Source organism: Fusibacter sp. QWL-12, from assembly GCF_058683495.1.
On record NZ_CM178745.1, the window covers coordinates 1,257,242 to 1,277,501 of the forward strand.

Below are 20,260 nucleotides of genomic sequence, written 5' to 3' on the forward strand. Positions count from 1 at the left end.
TCAACTGAATTACTTATCCTCTATCTCAGAAGGATCAACGGCTCTATATACCGTTTTACCATTTTCCAAATTTGCCAAATACACCTGAGGTGTATCCTGATCCGTCGCCACTACAAACGAAAACTCAACGTTTGTCCCAACGCCCCATTCGCCCTTATTATTGGCACATACTAAAGAAATCGCACCCGCTACGCCTTTTTTACGCTTCAGTTTCTCTGAAAACGCTTGCACCGCTTGATCCGCAGCCTCTTGTGGCGTCAAGCCCTCTGACATCAGCCTTACCACTTCATACGACAGACAGCCCTTCATGATGTCCTCACCCAGACCCGTCGCAGTCGCACCACCGATTTCACTGTCTACATAAAGCCCAGAACCCGAAAGCGCAGAATCCCCTATACGCCCAGGCTTCTTCATAAAAAGACCACTGGTTGAAGTCGCCGCCACCATGGCGTTGGCACTATCTAAAACCACCATCCCCACCGTATCATGACCATCATATGGACTAAGATTCTTATCATTCACTTCCTTGAGTCGCGCTTTCCAAGTATCTCTCGCCGCTTCAGTTAACATGTTTTTTCTTTCAAACCCATTCATATGCGCATAGGCATCCGCCCCCGCACCAACTAGAAAGATATTAAAACGATCCTCACTTAGCTTTTTAGCGACAGAGACTGGATTGGCATAATCCTTAAGTCCAGCAACTGCACCTATGCCCAATGTATCACCGTTCATATAAGCCGCATCCAGCTCCACCTCACCCACATAATTCGGCAGACCACCATAGCCCACAGAACCATAACGCGGATTATCCTCCACACATCTGATCGCCTTCTCTATCGCCTCAGATGCACTACCATTCTCCTTCAGCAGCTCCGCGCCTTTGCTCACACCCTCAAGTGCCATTCGCCATGTCGCTATAATCGTCCAACTCATAGGCTTTTCTCCATTCTATTGATATATATTTTAAGTAATTGATTTTATGGGAACACGTGCTTTCGCTTTTCAGTTACAGTATACACCGCAGCTACTCCAAGCTTTCCACTATAAAATCGATAAAATAAAGCTTCAAATAATCCTTATACACAAGTAATCCTACATTGCCCTCAAACATAAGCGAAAACTGAGTTGCATTTACTGAAAACTGCTTCGTAGTCTTGTCTTCAAATTCAAAGTCTACCACAAAATAAGTTGCGACTTGAGTCACCCCGCTTCTCGTATTAAAACTCTGACCGCGAATGTCCTTTGCGATCACCTTAGCGCTTACCACAGTCGGATCCATAGAATTAATCTTGTAAGCATTGTAACCAACCGCACATATCCCAGCTAACATAATACTTGATAAAAATGACATGCTGACTCCAAATTTAAAATTACTCTCGTTCATTCTTATGTAAAATTCGTTCAAATTATAATAAACATCACCGGCATCGACATCGTATAAGTCGTATTTTTGCCCTGGATAGATAATAAAGATAAAAGTCATCATGGCTATTATTAAGATTGGAATAAAAGCGATAAAAACCGTCAGCCAAAACCGTTTGTGGTTGATCATCTTACACCTCACTCTGTCAATTGCATAAATAATTATAACCCTTTATGTATCTATATTAGCAACGTTGACGCATTGATTCAATCCTTTATAAAAATCTTCGGACATCGAGTCCTCAGATTTTACCACAAGCAAGATTTTGGCTAAATAAAAATGTTGTTTTATAAATTAAACCACCGAATGTCACAGTCTCCTGACAGTCAGTGGTTTTGGTTTAAAGTGATTCACTAGAATCTAACTCAATATAATATCATCTAATAGTAGCTTACCTGATTCACAGCTTATGGTCAGCTGGTGATACGCACCTCTAACGGTTGGGTTAAACTTAAAAGTATATGCCCCTGCTTGATCTATGACGTATCGCTCAGTATGATCCTCAACTGTCAAAAGCATCATATTTGTGGTTTTTTCATCATTCATATTAGGCAACTCTCTGCTATTTTCACACTTAAGAGTAACCTTAATTTCGACAAGTTCTGTATCCGCACAAAAACCATACGATACAGTTTCACCTTGATGTAAGACGACAAGTAAATTTTCCTCTATCGGCTGATCGGCTCCATTGTTCCTTTTATAGTCCACCTCTCCTACTTTGCCATTTTCAAAGATGATGTCAATCGGTTCAGTTCGCCTCAAATCAGCGCCAGCGCCTCGTACCCTTCCCTCTATAACCTGATAATCGTCGTAAGCTTCTGCTGGAATCACAACTGGTGCCTTTCTAATAAGGGCATTGATTACACTTTTAACTTCTCTTGGCTGTGAAATTTTTAATAGAAAATCATCGAAGATTGCTTGCGCTTCTATAGTTTCTAAAGTTTCTAAAGTTTCTAAAGTTTCTAAAGCGTCTAACGGATTACCTGCAATCTCTCCACTACCTTTTAAAAACGCGTCATTTTGCTCTGCCCACAGCTCGATCTTGCCCCAGCTATCGGGACGTTCAAAGGTGATCGGTGAATTGATACAATCCATCTTTTTATAGCTCCAAAATGACCAGCTGATTTCATTTCTTTCAAGCAATGGAAACATGGTTGCATACCACTCCAGATTATTTTCACCACTCTCACCCATAAACAAAGGAATGTTTAAGCGTTGGCTCGCCTGAATATAAGCTGTAATGCTCTCTAGATCAGGATTGCTCCAGTACTTATGAAATTCAAGTGCGATGCCATCCGTTACATCTGCTGCAGTCAGTTGATCAAAAACCGAAAAATCCGTCGCCCAGTGAAGGCCTTCTAGGATAATGAGATGCCTCGTGTCTATGGCTCTGATTTTTTGAATCAACTTCTCATATAGCGGCATTAGCATGTGATTGTACTGACTAAACCAGTTCGGTAAAGGCTCATTGAGCAAATCGTAACCCCCTATGGCAGGTTCATCTTTGTAGCGCTCTGCAAGCATTCCCCATAACTCAATGAGTGCATCTTCATATTCTTTGTTTATAAATAAGCTTGGTAGATCCTCTAAACAGTCATCGATGTTCGCACCGGTTTGTCCACCTGGCGCTCCATGCATATCTAATACCACATAAATCTCATATTGTTTGCACCATGAAATCATTTCATCTATAAGTGCGATTGTTTCTGAATTGAAAACCATTTGACCATTTTCGAAAGAATAGAGATGCCTTGCATTAATCGGTAATCTAACCGAATTAAATCCATTCTCTGCAATTAACTCGATATCCGCTTTGGTGATATAAGTCTTATAGTAGCGCTCCCAAAACTGCTTTGAATAATTGGTACCACATAACGCTTCGATCATCCTTTCCATACGTCTAGGACGGTCGCATTTATCATAAAGTCCCCACATGTAGCCTTCAGGCAATAGCCAACCACCGAGTCCAAATCCTCTCAATAAAATTGGCGATTGATCTTTATAAAATTTACCATTCTTTGCTTCTAAAAATGTCATAGGTTGTTGTCCTTTCATCAATAGTGTTTTCTTAGGTGTATTTTCTTTGTCTTTTTTTCTTTAAATTGTTTAATGAAACTCAAGCTTATCAAATGATTATATTAGAATTAGTATTATTATTTTGAGTTCATTATAGCATACATTTTTACTCAGTACCTTATTCGCTTCTTTAAAGGTCAAACTATTGACTTAAACTTAAATTCGGTCTATATTTCAATTAACAGTGATCTCACCATCACTGAAATTCAAAAGGAGGTGAGCAATTGAACAACCAAACATTAAAGAAGGAGGCAATTGCCCGTGAGCTACAAAAATGCAGCGGAGATTTTGCCAACTCACCTACTCGAGGAACTACAAAAGTATGCTGATGGGGCTGTGATTTATGTCCCAAAATCCTCCTGTAGAACAGGTTGGGGAAATCAGTCTGGTCTAAGAAAAGAGCTCGATGCCCGCAATCAAGCGATTATCAAAGCGTTTTATTCTAAACGCCAAATCGCAGAACTGGCTAAGGAACATCACCTTAGCGAAGCGGCCATAAAAAAAATCGTCTACGCTTCTCAAAAATAATGCCGTAACTGTCATCTTTTTGAGTAGAAAAAACGATTTAAAAAAGTCTTTCTCTAGACCCGTAACGTCTCACATGAGACAATGTACTTGACCGGTTAATACTTCAAAGAAAGGAGTGTGATTTTGTTGAACGATAAGAGGTGGTTTAGACGTTAACGCGTCTAAAACGTGACAAAGGGTGCTTTTGCACATCTGTTAAGATGGGCAATTGCACCCTTTTATTTTAACGCTCGATGCCATAATATAAGCAGCGATGCGTCACGCCTCTATAGCTAATTTCTTCTTCTTTACCCAGCATCTTCATGCCACACTTTTGCATCACCTTAAAGCTCGCCTCATTTTCTTCAAAAGCACCTGCAACTACCTTGCGATGCCCCTGTCGAAACAGCTCTTCTATGACTGATCTTAGCATCTCTGATGCGTAGCCATTGCTCTTATGAATAGGGTGAATCACATACCCTAGCTCGATATGATCCTCAGACCTCTCAACCTCATTTACAAAGCCTATCAGCTGATCCTTTAGATAGATCCCGCGTTCAAATTTTGTTTCAGAATGTGAGTTCAACTTCAGCCTTTCAAACATATTGATGACCTGTTCCTCCGAAGAAAAATCAGGAATCATAAAGGTCTCTTTGATTTCTTCGTTTGTTAGAAGCTCTACCATTGCCATCCGGTCTTCTGCTCCATAAGGTTTAATTTCAAGGCGATTTGTTTTAATAGATTGAATGGTGTTGGTCATATGACTGCCTCATTTCGAATAAAAATTTTCGTTACCCTTTACCTACATCCTCATATCTCATATAATGAGGTAAGGTATTTTAAGTTCTTACTTAAACCATATCACATTTCACGTTTCGATCCACCATTAAAAATTATTAAATAGGAGAATCCATTGATTAAACTCTGGGGAAAAATAGTTAAAAAGAACAACATCATACTAAATCATGTTATCGAACTCAACATAGACAAGTTAACCGATGCAAAGCCCTTACTAAAAGGCATAGAAACCCTATGCAACCATTTCGATATCTCAAACCCGATCTGGATGAACAAAAATACAGACGAAATCGATCGCATCAACAAAACCCGCTTTAAAGCACAGCACTTTATTGAAGAGATTGAATTTGATTATTTTGAGATTGAGCTGATTCATGAGAAAATTTAATTAACAAATTAAAAAGCTGCCCGTATCATTTATATTGGGCTGCTTTACTTTTCTTTTTTTAAAAGTTATTCTACTTTCGTTTCACACTAAAGGATTTAAACGCCACGCCACTATCAAATCCAAAGAATATCTTGATAATCCACGAGAAGATGATAATTACAACGATTGGAATTACACATGAGGTGACGATCAGCACTGCGATGAAATCCATGAAGGAGGACAGTGATTCTTCGCCTTTTTTAATCATGCCATTGATGCTATCGCCTACACCAGAGGTTAAATCAGAAAGATAATCTCCAATTTTGTTAAACCAGTTTTTATCCTCTGCATTTAACTCTTCCTTCTTATCTTCGATATAAGTGTTATTATCTTCTACCGTCTCTATCACCTGATTCACTGAGCTTTCATATGACTCATAGATCTTCTCACTTACACCGATGCTCGCAGGTATGGCAAGATATAAAACTACGCCAAATATGGCGAGCTTAATGGCCATACTGCGGAAAATTTCTTGATGACTGTAAATGAAAATAATCCCGAGAACACAGGCAAAGGGAATTATATAAGTGAACACCACATGACCGATCACCGTAATCAGCATCTTTTCAAGTAAGATTGCCCCTAATATAAAAATAAAATAAGTGGACAGCTGTGCGATCTCGTTTGCAATCGGCATCGCCGTATCACCAGGTATTAGCGTCAACGCTGTAGAAGCCGCCGCGGCTGATAGCGAAGCCTTTAGCACCGTATCCTTTTTCTGATCCAAAGATTCTATCGTTGCCGCATTAAACTCAGGTGATCCCGCAAGCTTCGCAATCAAAAATACAGATGCTAATGCGATGATGACTAATATCAGTGTAAAGACGATCGGTTTTGAGTATTTACTATTTCTGAACATTTCCATGTATGCCCCCTTTTTTGAATGTTGCACATAGTCGATTTCATTCACACATTATAAAATTGCTATTTCTATTAATTGAAGTGTATCTCATTTCTAAGGGGAAATCATTTTTTTTTGAAATACAGTTCAAAAACTTTAATTTCTATTTTTTATTGGTAAGTCTGCATTAAGTGCAAACCACTCCGGATTTTCTGTGTGTATCGGAATAATTTCACATGGATGAGTTTTTTTAATAATTCTCTTAATCGTATTGACATCAGCATGTCCACTGGTATGCAATGTAATAACCTCTAATTCAAGCTTTTCACACTCTTGCAAGAAGTATTTCACCTGCTCATTCTCCTTATAACCACTCCAGAAAGAGTACACTAATAATCCATTTTTAAAAGACATTTCTTTTGATAGAGCCTTTAAGTAGCCAAGCATTGAAGTTCTGACACACATAACAAAAGATAACTTTGAAATACGTTTTATTCCAACACGATTTTTGTATTTCAGTAAATCTTTGTACCGATTGGGGCTTAAAATAAATGGATAAACATCCTTAAAGGTAGGATTTGGAATATTACCACCTATAGCTGAAGTTATTTCAGCCATATATAATTCTTGCAAGAGCACTCTACCACTGCGTTTTGTTGAACGATAAACTGTGACAATTCTATCTATGTTTGTAGTCGACTGTAATACAAAAATTGGACCTTTTATTTCTCTAAATTTTTTGGTTGCAAATTCTTCCAGCTCTTTTTCTGTTACAGCTATATATTCACCACGAGTAAGTGTCGTGCCCTCACAAATCAGTTTATCTACTTTATTAGGGAGTTGTTCTAAAAATCTATTGAATGATTTTCTACCATTTGAACGAAAATCGCCAGTGTATAATACACTTTCACCCTCTCCCTCACACAATAGCATATAACTATCGAAGGCAGAATGATCACAGAGATACGGAGTTACCGAAATATCACCAATTTTTATTTGCTTTTTATTTTCAATAAAGCCTTTAGGCGAAATAGTTTTAACATGCTTATATTCATCAGAAGCTTTAACGATTTTATAGCTTGCCTCGCCGATAAATAATGGTATTTTATTGTCCATATAATATGCCAACCCCATATGATCACTATGATAATGCGAAATAAATACTGCATCAAAACCATTGCCATCATATAGACCATTGACATTTGGTAGTTCATTATTTTTTTTATAATCTAATTCAATCCCTATATCTAATAATATTTTGGTCGTCTTGGTAGATATCTCAATAATATTACCACCAATTTGATTCTGCCCACGAATAATATTAGTTTTCATAACTATTCAACCCTAATATTTGCTGAAGCAAGATATGCCTGAAACATGCTATTAAGTAGATTAATTAATTTCATAATATCTTCATCACGTAGAATCGGTTCAATTTTTACTATTATCTCATCGGACTTTGAACTTGCAGCTGCAAAACCTTTATACTGAAAATTAATAAACCCTGAAAACATTTCACCAAGCTTTGAATATGAACGCTTTAATTCATCTTCACTTTTCATAACCCCTTCAAAAAAAGTTCCTTTATTCAAGTGAAAAGTAATATCAAAGGGCTCAGTCTGAAAGTTTTCTTTTTTAATAATCGGCAATCGTACAAACCAACCTATATTCTTTGTAGTAGGGTTTGCTCTATAGAAATCTCGAATATCTGTCCTCATTGAAAAACCATATTTATGAGTCTTAACATCGTCTAGACTTTTAATAATCAAGGTTGAATTAGATTTTTCCCAATCTGAGAGTGCAGCGATTATTTTCTCCTCAAATGTCAACTTATCTTTGTGAGGAATTAAATTTCTGATTGCAATCAAAAAGACCATAACCGCAACCATTGTTCCCGCAATATCCTTTATTCCACCCAAAATAGATTCATTGGAAAAGCCATTTTCCCTAATTTCCAAAATTGCTGCAAATATCGCAATTATGCCAAAAATGCCACCTAAAGTAGTCTCTACACCAAACGTTTTGTTTTTCATCTCAATACTCCTCCAAAAACTGAACTATTGGCAACATGTTTTCAGCATATAATCCGCTCCCCATCAAGCTTGATTTTGAAATTTTTATATCTGCTTTGGTTGGAAGATTTGGGTGCTCCGTCATTGCCCTTAACAGTTCTCGCTTCATGACCATGCTGGTAGGTTTATGATTTACATAGATCATTATAAATTCTGGCTTCGCCCTTCTGTTTATAGAAATATCTCTGTTCATTTTCCCCATCAATCCTAGACAAACCTTTTGGTTATATTGGCTTTCAACCTCATCATATAATATTGAAAGCTTGCTGCTATCAATGAATTTTTCGATATCATCAAAATGCTTTGTTATGCCTGCAGAACCAGTCATTGCACCATCACCGTATTTCACCTCAAACAGCACTAATTGAGGTGCTTTAACATTCTTCCTAGCTGCCGAAGTGGACAACCACTTTATTCCTGTCATATCAAATCTGCTTTTATTTCCCGAACTTGCATATTCTACATCACATATGAAATAATCAGTATCTTCTGAAATTGATGAACGATTGTTCTCGCGAAGTACTATTTGTTGGTACTCTCTCTCAGTCTTCGGTTTTTTTGCAAACCAATTATCCATTTCTCGTTTTATTAAAGGCATACTTTCAATATAATCTTCTATAAATACCAACCGAGACATGTCAATTGTTTTCCACAAACCACCGTTATCAATACAATACTTAGCATCAAAATCGAATTTATAATTGTCTTTCATTTCTGAAACCTTTAAAAGACTTCCACCTCGGTAGTAAATATTGATGTAATTTTCCCTTATTTCTAAACAAAGTGTATCATCAGATTTTACCGCTTCAAGAAAATGAGACAATCTTCCTTTTATTAAATCATTCATAAAGGTATTACTTAATGCTCTCATATTTTATTCTCCTTTATCTTGATTACATATTTACTCTGACAAATCTATAACACTCCTCCCATTGTAATTATCAGAAATGAGGTTATCTACCAAAAGTCCACAACACTTTGTCAATTTTTCTTGGCGTCCAAAAATCAGTTTTATTAATGAGATTTAATTTATCTGCCTTTTTTTTCATGATATCGATTAAAATAACGCCATCTTTGATACTCAAACTTTCAGGTTTCATTTTGAAAATTTCTGATGATTCATTAAAATTTTCAATACTACATAAGGCTTTAACTACAAATTGATCAACTGTGGCAAACTTACTTGGATATAGCAATGCTAACAACCCAGAAGCACCAGCAACTCCAAGACCATTGATTTGTTTGGCAATGCTTAGTCCATATAATATATCATTTCGATCAAAAGTGAATAACTTAGACTGAATCTCAGCGAGCTCGGACATTCTACTCTCACTTTTGTATTTTACTAAATGCATACGAGTAGTTGCCAATCTATTAGGAGCTGTGTATTTCCAAACAAAATACTCATTAGTTAAAAAATCATAAAATGCTTCGGTATTCAACTTAGCTATTTGATGCCAATTCAATTCTTCCATTTTTTCTTCTAGCTCGCGATTGGCACGTTTTACATAACTCCAGTAGTTATCAAGAGCACAATCCCATAGCGATTGATCTCCAGAATACCATAGATTAGACAACTCATAATTAGTATCTTGACACAATGAACTCGTACCATCTTTTTTTATACTTTGTTCTCGAATCTTGATATTTTTACATTTCTTCTTTTCATTTTGAGCGTTGACAAAATCTGTTAGCTTCATTCATGTCACCTCCTAAATTATCAATAACTTTACTCCTCTTCTTATTCATTTGCTTGTAACTGTAAATTTCTCCTATGTTTTTACTCAGAAAAAAAGATGCAAAACGAATAACACACTAATAAATTCGTTCTACATCTTAAATTCAATTAATACTGAATATGGACATTATTAAATTAAACTGCTTCTATATCTCAAAGTGATATTACCCATTTTTTAAAATTCTATTCAGTTTATGATTTTACCCAATCTCCACAAATCGATTGGAGACCCGCATTAACCTAACAGGCATCTTCTCTCTCAACTTATACACAATGCTAATCGGCGCACTGCCTTGATGGTTGGTGTAATCCGCAAGCCCAAGACAAGTGTAGACCTCCGTCTTTCCGTTTTCATCACTTCGCTCCTCGCGGACAAATAACATGACCTTAGAGCCATTTGATCTCTGAGTGATGTACCTTTGACCCGTTGGACTCTCTAACGTCGTACGACTTTGCGACTGCCAGTGGAATAGCTCAGAGTCAATTCAAATACACGTTCAGAGCATGAAGGTGTACATTCCACCATTCAGTACTCACCAAAATTTGCATCCTTTAAAACTGCGCTATAGGTCTTGCAGTTCTGCTTTAGGATCCACTCTCGATGTACTAAAAACAAGAGCCTGCTCTGAGAAATTTCCCTATTTAACCGAATATAGTCGAACGTAGTGACCATGGTCTTTCCAGTTCCGGTTGCCGCCACTACCAGTTTGCGATAAAAACTGTGCACCGAACGCAAGATCTCAAGCTGTTCTAAAATCTCCTGATGATACGCAAAGGGCTCATGATCAGAATAGAGCCTCTGATAATTGTCAGGCTGTTTTTCTAAACTCAGTACTTCTATCAGATTTTCGCGATCTGCTTCAGAATCCTCATGTTAAGCCTCAAACGCAGGCATGTGCCAGTACGTCTCAAACGTGATCATAAATTTTGCAATGATCTCAGGCGACGTGTAATTAGATACCTTTATGTTCCACATAGTACCTTCACTGAGTGCCGCCTTAGTAAGATTTGAAGAGCCGATGTAAGCCGTACTATATCCCGTACTAATCTGGAAATATTAAACCTTTACATGTAGCCGTGTTCGCTTAGGATCATAAGATATGCGTACCTCTGTATTTGGAAGCTTGGAAAGCCCCTCTATGGTTTTCGCAACTGTTTCACCCATATGCAAAATTTTCTAACCATTCTTGTACTATAAAATACTTTGAATATTGACCAATTCACTATCAAGTTCATTCAGTATCTCAGGATAATCCCCATAACTATAAATGACTAGATGACTTTTAGCTCGAGTCATCGATACATAAAGGAGTCTGCGATTAATATCTTTTTCATCTTCGTCCTCAATCTCTCGCCATTTTTCAATAGCCATATCTGCAATAATAACATAATCAAACTCTAAACCTTTTGCAGAATGAAAGGTAGTAAGCTTTACACCAGGTTTGTGAGTGTTTCCTTCATTCTGTTTTATGAACTCATATAATATTCCATGATTATTTAATTGGTATTTCAAGCGATGCAAGCTCCTCCATTCCTTCGAGAGAAGACCTATAGTAATATTCTTATTTTCACTCCATACCTTTATTTGCTTACTTATAGCTAAGTCTTGAGTTTGTTGATTTGAACATTGATACCATCTAGGTACTGGTCCTTCCACTACAGGTAGTAAAGTAGTGGTAAATTCTTCATCCTTAGATATTGAATCATTAATTTGTAAACAGCTTGCCAACTGCACGATTTGCTTTGTTGATCTAAATGTTTCATCAAGGATCTTTGTTCGTCCGCCTAGAATATTCAGCCCTACGTCCTTCCAAGTAAAGGATGTTTTATAAATCTTTTGCCCTTTATCAGCTGCAACTATATAGCGTTCTCTTGTCAAACCCCTAAGAACTTTTAATTGCATCATCTGAAGATCTTGAGCTTCATCTATGAAAATAGTGTCAAAACGCATAGATTCTGGAACTAAACTCAAACAATTAAACAAATCAGGCGCACAGTCATTAAAATCTTTTTGACGTCCCAAAAGCTTTTTATACTCTTCAAGAACATCATAAACCCTATTACGATCATCTTTCGAAACACGTATTAAAGTCCCTCTGCCAGTACGATTAATTTTTAAATACTCTTCACGATTCAAGATTCCCATGCCTTTAATCCATGAAATCTCATCAATGACAAAATTTATTTTTTCTTCATCTGCAAAAAGACGATGTTTGTTTTTTTCATCAATGTTCGCTATTGCTTGCTTTAAAACATCCGTTGATTTATTGTTTATATTATATTTGCCAATTTTAGGAATCCTGTTCAAAACTTTTATTGCAAGACTATGAAATGTTAATACTTCAAGATTATTCAGATTAAATTCTTCTACTTGCTGTTCGGCAGATTTTTTGAGAGTATTATTGAATGTAATAATGGCCAATCTTTTCATAGGCTCTTCCATAGCCATTTTAACCGCTTTTCGAATAAGGACTACAGTCTTTCCACTTCCTGCAATCCCACGTATAAGCAACTCATCACCAGCAGACTCGACTATCTCAAGCTGTTTTGGGGTTAACTTGAACTCCTTCATTTATAAACCTCCATGTGCGATATGAAATTATTCAAAATTTTCTACTATGATTATAGAGAGAATTGTACAAAAATAATTTAAAACAAAGTTATTATTTAGAAATCAAGACCATCATCTTTATCCCAATCAATATTACTGTATGTCTCCAGCGATTGTTTTGATTCAATCAAATCTTTTGTCGCCTCAACTTTTAATTGCTCTAATATAGTTTCCGAAACTATCTTTTTTAACCAATTTTTAGCTAGAATTTCGAAGATGTTTGTCATTACACTCCCTCCTTCTTACAATACTCGTCGCAACGATCCATATACGGACAAAACACACAACTGGTTTTACCCGACCTATGAAAGCGTCCAGCTTTTAACAGCTCGGGAATCGATGCTTCAGCCTCAATTATGGCATCATCTGAGTAATAGTGATTGATATCCTCACTCTTTGATCCAGGAAAGATGAATCTTTGTCTAGATAATGGAATACTAATGTTTTTATAAGAAGACACCTTATCTCTTGTTAGATGCAACTTCAAACTTTTATATCCCATAGCTCGCATAGTAGTCTCATTCCATTGAGGAAAGAACCGATATGCTTCTAAAAAAGTTTGGTCTTCACTTAGTCCACAATGATACTTAATTACCCGTAGCAAGTGAGTGAACATGAAATTCTTTAGTATAAAATCATTATTGAAAGTTGAATATTTACTCAAAATGTATGAATACATAAATCGCCTTGGACAATAAGCATACTCAGCCAAATAATCTTCAAAAACAGGAAGAATCGACATATCTTTTTCTTCCAATATTTCAGAGTTACCTTTGATAAAAGTATTTTCATTTAAGTTAATAATTACTTCTTGAAAAAGTCCTTTCGCTATCTCAGTATAAAAGCTTCTTTTAAGTCCTTCTTTATCATAAAAGTTTTCTATCCATGAAAATTCAGTATCCGAACTTGTGAACTCTAAAGCAATATAGAGCAGATACCTTGAGACTTTCTTCACAGTCTGGTTACGACTGTTGAATAATGATACTGGAGAAATTCGTTTCCCAAGTACAGCCAACGTTTGTTTTCTATACGGCCAGGGTAATTCAAATTCTCCAAAAGGGAGACCAAATTCATCCATTCCAGTAATGTGAATTTGCTCAATATCAAGCCTCATTACAGCACCATCTATTTCAATAAATGGATTTATTAATCTCTCTGGTTCACTTTCCAATGGTTCACTTTCCAATGATCCACTAAGATAATACGAGAGCGCTGAACCTATGTCTTTATATAGAAAAGCATACTTCCCATCAATTTTCTCTAAAGCATCACATACTTCCTTAACAACTTTACGTTCAAGTTCATCATGAAAATTCTTGCGAGTTTCGCTCATCTGAAGGATAATTCTTGTGAGTTTTCCAAAGTGTTCTTTAAAATTTGATCTTTTTCCTTCAGAAAAAAGAATCTTTGACAAGGTGATAACCATACTAAAAAAATCTTTTAATTTCTTTAACTCTACTTCAGATAATTCTGAAATTGAGAATCTGCTGAATGGACTCTTAAAGCTTTGATAGACTCTATCTTCATTCATTTCAGATATATCAAAATAGCGTTCTATATTTGCGACAATATCTAATAAGTTATCGAATCTATTCTCCCATTGTATTGGATCAGAACATCCAATGAAATGGCTTTCAATTTGTTTCATTCTAAACAGAAAATCTCGAGCGTTCTCACCAGTCTCTTGATTAAATATCCATCCAGATGAATACAGCCGATATAGTTGGTCAAAATTAACAGAAATCTTATCGTCTTCTCCATACAAACTGTGTAAAGTGGCTATGAACTGCCCGACTGGATACTTGAGAAAATTACGTAATCCCCCTTTATGATCAGGATAATTATTCTCAAGAATATTGTTTAAAATGTCTGCATTTGTACCAAACACCATAAAACCTTGATTTCGAACATAATCTTGATTTTCATAATGATAATTCTTTGATAGAACATCGTATTGAAAATGGCTCAATGATCTATATTTCTTAAGCGGTACATTTCTTTTAGGTTTAATTCTACCTCCTCTTACGAAAGCATTAAGAAAAACATGACCATTACCCATTTCTTGATATCCTGATAAATCTTCAATCTCCCATGTATCAGGCCAACCATTGGAAGAACATATGGATTCACGTATGAACTCAAATGTTTCAGGGTAACGATTGTCATAAAGATTGAAGAAAACAATCTTACATCCTGATTTTTTCAACATTTGGAGCACTACTTGCTGTTGCGGAGTAATGTAATAGAATCCATCTAGAAAAATTTCTCTCTGAATCAATGTATTTGGATTACATTCAAGTACTTTCGCTAATGTTTCCCTAAAATACATTATTTTGTCTGAGTATTTCAATATGTCTCGTTCGATTGATTTATATGATTGACATTTACTTATATTGTACTTCCAAAACATTGTAACAATTGCTTCAGATTTATCAAGTGGCATACCATCCATATCTTCCGGATGTACTCCAATGAACCTCAAGTTTACTGCAGTGTCAATAATTTCTTTCGCATTCTTTCTAACGAAAGCTTTTTCTTCTGATTCCATCGATGATGTTTCTAATGCTTCCATAGATTCCAATAACAATTGAAGTCTCACAGCACTAGAAAATACCACTGGGAACAACGAATTCATTACCATCTGGTTATTAAAAACATCTTTTAAACCGAAGGATTTATATCTTGATTGAATCCCATTTGTCATACTTTTTGTAGCACAGATATGGATACCATCTACTATTCTTTTAAAATCTTGTCTTGAATCCCAATTATTAGGATTAACATATGTTAGTACACTCACATTCATAGCTGTTCTCCTCTAGCAATTTGTATCATTTCAGCCCATGTATTCAGTTGAATTTTTTTCGGGAGGAAATATACAATCTTTCTTTCAGCTCTTGTTAGCATAACGTATAGAATTCTGGCTTCTTCTTTCCTTCGTTCCTCAAGTTCAATCCAATTAGCCGAATCATAATTTTCACTCTTGTGGTTGAAGCCATCAGACCATTCCAAACTATAATAGCCATTCTCATCTTCAACTAATATAAAGTCCTTCCATGTTGGATTTTTATAATCAAATTGCTCATCAGTGAATGGAATAATCACTTGTCCATATTCTAAACCTTTTGATTTATGAACAGTTGAAATATAAACAGTTTCTTCATCACTAAATGGATGTGGTCCATCTTCTTGTTCGTTAGTAGAAATATTAGTCTGAAGCCATTCAAGAATAGTCACTATGTTTGTCGTCTCGGTACTAAAAGTTGTTTGAATCAATTTTAGTAAATAGTCAAAAGCAACAGCATACTCCTCAGTATTTAATGCTGCCGAAACATCATCCACACCTTCAAAAGTGTATTTAGTATACACGTTGCTTAAAAGTCCTTCAGACGATACAATTCTTTGAAGAACGCTAAGAAATGGCTCATACTTAATTTTCTCTATATATTCTAAAAATCGATTTCCATGCATACTGTCCAGTATCCTTAAAAGTTTATCACGTTGGCCCTGCGCTTTTATCAAATCAATCAATTGTATCGGTACACCAAAATATGGAGACTGATACATGTTGAAACGCGAAACAGGATCATCTAAATATAATAGTCCCTCTAAAAGACTACGGAAATCAAGTACCGGCTTAGATGTGAAAAAAGAACCTGTTAAGCTAGTCTCTGTTCGAATCCCATTTGATTCCAAAATGCTACGAACAATTTTCGCTTTATTGTTACTTCTAGTTAGTAATGCAATAGTCTCTCTTTTTCCTTTATCATTAATTCTACGATTAGCTATTGCCTCTTGAACAACTTCTAAAATCATCTTCTCATGTTGTTCCTTAGTATTATAAACTTTTGCAATTAATATATTTGTAAACGACTCATCTCTTACTCCACGAACCCAATCTTTTTCTTCATAGTTGATAAGACCTACTCTGTTCAGATTTGAGAACCAACAATTCAGTTTGTCAAGCAGAAGTGTTATGGATCGATAATTGCTTCTGAGTTCGTAACTTACTTTTTCTTGTTCTGTCCATTTATGCATTAAGTCAAACCCAGTATAGTCTGCTCCGCGAAAGCGATAGATTGACTGCTTGATATCTCCTACAAAAAACGCTTTGAAATTCATACGATTCAAAACATCTGCAAAGAATCTAATTTGTGAACGATCTGTGTCTTGAAATTCATCAACAAAAAGAAACTTTGCTCCGTGCGTTACCCCGTTCTCAGTACCGTTGATATCAATTAATCCGACTATTCTGATTAAATCACTCACTTCAACTTCACTTTTGTTTAGTTTCTCAGCTCTAAGTTTGACATCTAATCTAGGTAAAGTATATTTCATGATTTGAGCCAGTATTGGTGCATCAATACTATCTGAAATCATCATAGAACTTACACTATTGTAGGGTAAGCCAACCTTTTCGATAGTTTCATAGGCTTCAAGAAGAAGTCTAATCAATTGGTAATGATCATATGGCAATTCTTCCAAAAATCTAGTAGGATTGTCATTAAAAAAACTATCAATTAACTCCTCCAAAGTCACATTTTTAAGATGTTTCTTACTTGAAATTTTAAAGTTTCTCGACAAGCCAAGTGTACTTGCTTGAGTTCTTAAAATTCCTCGCAGAAACGAATGAATAGTACTAATCTTTAAGTCGTTCACTCGTTCTAGAAGCATGATGTATAGAGTAGACTGTGTCCTTTGAAACATATCCAAAGCCTTCTCACGAATTCTACGTTTTAAATCATCTGCAGAAGCATTTGTGAATGTAACAAATGTAATATCTGACAATTCGACATCATGTACAGTCATAAGATAAATAAGCCTTTCAACCATAAGATATGTCTTACCAGTTCCAGCACTTGCAGTAACAAATACGTGTTTATCAACTGGAGCATGTGTTGCTAAATACTGTTCTTTATTAAACTTGTTGAAGGGTAAAACAAGCTCATTGAAATGCTCCTCATTACCGACATTCCCATTAATAATTTCTATTTTGTGTGCTAATTGAGATTCTGAAATATGAATCTCAATATTTTCTAGATATGAATCTCTACCATCTCCCCTTTTAAGCGCTTGAACAGCTTGTTGCGAATCCGTTAATACAAATACTTTTGCTCCGTCTTTTGCCATATTAATAAGATTCGCACAATGACTAACTGTGAGTTCGGAGGATGTAGCCATAAAAAGCATCGAATAGATTCCCATTCGAGAAGGTTTATTAATCATTACTCCTGAAAAGGACATCATGTTAAACATATTCTCCCATGAGTCATCATCAATGGAATCATTTACGTTGTTTAATTTTGAAGCTTTGATTTTTTTTATCCATGTTCCCGAAATCAAATCATCCTTGAAGATTATTGATTTTGGAATATTGGGGGTGTTTAAGAATTTTTGCTCCCATTCTTTCCGTTCGATAAATGGAAGTGCTAAACAGATTCGTTTTTGAAACTCCTTATTACATACATCATTAAGTAGATTACCAATTGAGTCAATCTGCATTTCCATTTGTTTAAACGGCATTATCTTTTCTTCGTAAAATCCACTACAGTACCATGTGTATCCAATAATCTTCTCAATATTCTCAATCAAGAGTCCTTTCGATTCCACTACAATCAATCCAAGATTCCTATCAATGATTAGAAAATCCAATTCTCTACGATATCCACTCTTACCAAGATATACAGGATAATTTTCTAAGACAATTGATTTTTCTCTCTTGAAGTAAGGCACTAAATATTTAGCAACTGCTTCTTCACCCTTATTTTTATACATACAAGACACTCCTATAAAGATTTTCCTTTTATCTATTTAAATTGGCTAATACTCATCGATTTGCGTAAATGTCACGTAATAAAACATAGTTATTGCCTTCTTCGATTGATATCATTTTTGAAATTGACTTGATAAATATCAAATTATTCGTAACTCTATATGCAACTACAATTATTGAACAAATGCGATTGGTTATGCATTTAGTTATATGTTTATAAAATTATTTCATTAATCTCTCAAGATTCTTCTTTAACTCACACTCCAATATCAAAATAATAGACCAACCATCGTTTTCCAATCCACTTAATATCTTCAAATCACGTTTAGCATTCCTGCTATCTTTTCTTTCCAGAATTCCACATTTGAATGAGGCAACTTATTGTGTTTGCAAATCTCATGTCCATTCCCAAAACAACTGTTAACAAAAATCGCAATCTTGTATTTCTTGGTGAAAGAATAATCGTACCCTTTATAGACTTCAAGTTTTTTGATACCGTTTTCCTTTAGCTAATAACCACTTCCCGACTGGAACTTCTATATTAGTATCTTTGCCTCTAATGTGAGACATGATTTCACTACGATTTTCCTTTGTGACTCTATTAGGCATAATCTATCTAAAGAGTGTTAATTACTCATCAAGTTGCGAAAGGATATACGAATTATTTAACCAAAAACACTGCTTTGTCATTGCTCTACCATCTGGCAATGGATAAGTATCCAAAGCATTTTTAGCATGTGGCCTGACATGCGCCACCATACTTTCTTCACTCTTTGGCAAATTGTTATTGATTCTTCCTTTGACTTCAGTCAACTCTACACCGGCACATACGACTTGTTTTGTACGCTCCCAAACAAGGCGGACTTCTTCCAAATCATATGCTGACATATTCCAAAACTGAAGTTTACTTAAAAATAACTGCTCGTTCTCAGATTCTTTAAATACAACAAAAAGAAATTTGGTCTGTGTTAAATACTCGTATAAATCACTTTCCTCCCATTCTTGTTTCACAATATCCAAAAATTTAAATGTGGGAAATGACATGCTCTCGACGATATGACCATCTTTTCTTACTCTAATTGTTTTGGGAACAATATTGGCCTTTTGAAACTCTGATGTTTTTGATATTCGTCCTTTCAGCCCGAAAATTTTTGACAGAATTATTTCATTCAGGTTTTTAGGTTGATTTTTTACCCCTAGTTCGCTACATAGAGAATCAACATCTTTTCCTAGATATGGTTTAATCGTTTCCAGTATCCATTGTTCAAAAGTCAACTCTTCGAGTTGGTTTGGATACTTAAATATAGACTCAGATCTTTTATTGCCATATATATACTCGCGCAAAACATAAGTCATATACGATGATTTCAATGCGTATGCCCTTTGCATAGCCAGAGTCTCAGAAAATGGCTGTGGCCTCAAGCTCTTTGCATTTGCACCTTTCGTACAAGCACCTAAATAAAGTGTATCTGACTCAGAAATTTCATGTGCCTTGCCATTTCTAATCTTAGAGATAATTTTCTCCCAATCGTCTTTAATGATGATTAAATCTTCCAATGGGTAACTGAATAATGCCACCTCATCTATCTCAAACTCATTCTTCAATTTGCTTTCTACATGCTCATAGAGCATCAGTAAAATTGAGCTACATTTTTTCATAAAACTGCTAGTTTCAAATGTTTCCTTATATTCTGACATGTAATCGATTATATTACATACCAATCTTTCTTTCGCGCTTATCCCATTTCTTGTACGTATAAAAGGGGTTACTTTTAGCTCGACACCAAGCTCTTCAAAGTCTGCAGCCGAGTTGCTGTTTGGCTTGTAACCAAAGTAGCCTTCTTCCATAACTGTACCAATAGCCCCTTTTCCCGTTGCTAAACGATTAGAAACATCATACATTCCGATGGGATTTCCTATTGCTTTTCTTGCGTATTCCAATAACTCTTTTTTACTTTTGAATTTTAGATTTTCCATAAATACCCCTTTAAAAT

The 20,260-nt window shown here is 35.6% G+C and carries 19 protein-coding genes; 2 read left to right on the forward strand and 17 right to left on the reverse strand.

Going from position 1 to position 20,260, the window contains the following annotated elements; translation table 11 throughout:
- Positions 1 to 9: 9 nt before the first annotated feature.
- The 3 genes from AC4PID_RS06430 to AC4PID_RS06440 all read right to left on the reverse strand — a co-directional run bounded on the left by AC4PID_RS06430 (position 10) and on the right by AC4PID_RS06440 (position 3,478).
- Positions 10 to 933 (reverse strand): glycosylasparaginase, encoded by a 924-nt coding sequence (locus tag AC4PID_RS06430; RefSeq protein WP_492134742.1) that lies wholly within the window; start codon positions 931 to 933, stop codon positions 10 to 12.
- A gap of 91 nt (positions 934 to 1,024) precedes the next feature.
- On the reverse strand, positions 1,025 to 1,552 hold the full coding sequence (locus tag AC4PID_RS06435) for a DUF2500 domain-containing protein (RefSeq protein ID WP_492134743.1): 528 nt from the start codon (positions 1,550 to 1,552) through the stop codon (positions 1,025 to 1,027).
- Between the two features lie 231 nt (positions 1,553 to 1,783).
- The gene (locus tag AC4PID_RS06440; protein WP_492134744.1) at positions 1,784 to 3,478 is read right to left on the reverse strand and encodes a glycoside hydrolase family 5 protein; all 1,695 of its coding nucleotides are present in this window, start codon (positions 3,476 to 3,478) and stop codon (positions 1,784 to 1,786) included.
- Between the two features lie 282 nt (positions 3,479 to 3,760).
- Between AC4PID_RS06440 and AC4PID_RS06445 the strand changes: the two genes are divergently transcribed.
- Positions 3,761 to 4,027 (forward strand): CD3324 family protein, encoded by a 267-nt coding sequence (locus AC4PID_RS06445; RefSeq protein WP_492134745.1) that lies wholly within the window; start codon positions 3,761 to 3,763, stop codon positions 4,025 to 4,027.
- Positions 4,028 to 4,250: 223 nt separating this feature from the next.
- Here AC4PID_RS06445 and AC4PID_RS06450 read toward each other — a convergent pair whose 3' ends face one another.
- A complete protein-coding gene (locus tag AC4PID_RS06450; RefSeq protein WP_492134746.1) occupies positions 4,251 to 4,766 on the reverse strand; it encodes a GNAT family N-acetyltransferase in 516 nt (171 codons plus the stop codon).
- Positions 4,767 to 4,919: 153 nt separating this feature from the next.
- Between AC4PID_RS06450 and AC4PID_RS06455 the strand changes: the two genes are divergently transcribed.
- On the forward strand, positions 4,920 to 5,192 hold the full coding sequence (locus AC4PID_RS06455) for a hypothetical protein (RefSeq protein WP_492134747.1): 273 nt from the start codon (positions 4,920 to 4,922) through the stop codon (positions 5,190 to 5,192).
- A gap of 70 nt (positions 5,193 to 5,262) precedes the next feature.
- Here AC4PID_RS06455 and AC4PID_RS06460 read toward each other — a convergent pair whose 3' ends face one another.
- From AC4PID_RS06460 to AC4PID_RS06520, 13 genes are all read right to left on the reverse strand, one after another.
- On the reverse strand, positions 5,263 to 6,096 hold the full coding sequence (locus AC4PID_RS06460) for a hypothetical protein (protein WP_492134748.1): 834 nt from the start codon (positions 6,094 to 6,096) through the stop codon (positions 5,263 to 5,265).
- Positions 6,097 to 6,228: 132 nt separating this feature from the next.
- On the reverse strand, positions 6,229 to 7,404 hold the full coding sequence (locus tag AC4PID_RS06465) for an MBL fold metallo-hydrolase (RefSeq protein ID WP_492134749.1): 1,176 nt from the start codon (positions 7,402 to 7,404) through the stop codon (positions 6,229 to 6,231).
- A 2-nt stretch (positions 7,405 to 7,406) separates the two neighbouring features.
- Positions 7,407 to 8,105 (reverse strand): hypothetical protein, encoded by a 699-nt coding sequence (locus AC4PID_RS06470; RefSeq protein ID WP_492134750.1) that lies wholly within the window; start codon positions 8,103 to 8,105, stop codon positions 7,407 to 7,409.
- 1 nt (position 8,106) lies between these two features.
- Positions 8,107 to 9,015 carry a hypothetical protein gene (locus tag AC4PID_RS06475; protein ID WP_492134751.1) on the reverse strand — a complete coding sequence of 303 codons (909 nt, stop codon included), beginning with the start codon at positions 9,013 to 9,015 and terminating at the stop codon, positions 8,107 to 8,109.
- 82 nt (positions 9,016 to 9,097) lie between these two features.
- Positions 9,098 to 9,844 carry a hypothetical protein gene (locus tag AC4PID_RS06480; protein ID WP_492134752.1) on the reverse strand — a complete coding sequence of 249 codons (747 nt, stop codon included), beginning with the start codon at positions 9,842 to 9,844 and terminating at the stop codon, positions 9,098 to 9,100.
- A 238-nt stretch (positions 9,845 to 10,082) separates the two neighbouring features.
- Positions 10,083 to 10,367, reverse strand: coding sequence for a DUF3427 domain-containing protein (locus AC4PID_RS06485; protein WP_492135366.1), 285 nt, complete (start codon positions 10,365 to 10,367; stop codon positions 10,083 to 10,085).
- 41 nt (positions 10,368 to 10,408) lie between these two features.
- The gene (locus AC4PID_RS06490) at positions 10,409 to 10,609 is read right to left on the reverse strand and encodes a DEAD/DEAH box helicase family protein (protein ID WP_492134753.1); all 201 of its coding nucleotides are present in this window, start codon (positions 10,607 to 10,609) and stop codon (positions 10,409 to 10,411) included.
- 465 nt (positions 10,610 to 11,074) lie between these two features.
- Entirely contained in the window at positions 11,075 to 12,454 is a 1,380-nt protein-coding gene (locus AC4PID_RS06495) for a UvrD-helicase domain-containing protein (RefSeq protein WP_492134754.1), read from the reverse strand.
- Between the two features lie 95 nt (positions 12,455 to 12,549).
- Entirely contained in the window at positions 12,550 to 12,720 is a 171-nt protein-coding gene (locus tag AC4PID_RS06500) for a hypothetical protein (protein ID WP_492134755.1), read from the reverse strand.
- Positions 12,720 to 15,299: a hypothetical protein gene (locus AC4PID_RS06505; RefSeq protein WP_492134756.1), complete on the reverse strand. Its 2,580-nt coding sequence runs from the start codon at positions 15,297 to 15,299 to the stop codon at positions 12,720 to 12,722. Before AC4PID_RS06505 ends, AC4PID_RS06500 begins: the two co-directional genes overlap by 1 nt.
- Positions 15,296 to 18,268 carry a UvrD-helicase domain-containing protein gene (locus AC4PID_RS06510; RefSeq protein WP_492134757.1) on the reverse strand — a complete coding sequence of 991 codons (2,973 nt, stop codon included), beginning with the start codon at positions 18,266 to 18,268 and terminating at the stop codon, positions 15,296 to 15,298. The genes AC4PID_RS06505 and AC4PID_RS06510 overlap by 4 nt, the downstream gene beginning before the upstream one ends.
- A 478-nt stretch (positions 18,269 to 18,746) precedes the next feature.
- Positions 18,747 to 18,875, reverse strand: coding sequence for a hypothetical protein (locus AC4PID_RS06515; protein WP_492134758.1), 129 nt, complete (start codon positions 18,873 to 18,875; stop codon positions 18,747 to 18,749).
- A gap of 21 nt (positions 18,876 to 18,896) precedes the next feature.
- Positions 18,897 to 20,243 carry a Sau3AI family type II restriction endonuclease gene (locus tag AC4PID_RS06520; protein WP_492134759.1) on the reverse strand — a complete coding sequence of 449 codons (1,347 nt, stop codon included), beginning with the start codon at positions 20,241 to 20,243 and terminating at the stop codon, positions 18,897 to 18,899.
- Between the last annotated feature and the right edge of the window lie 17 nt (positions 20,244 to 20,260).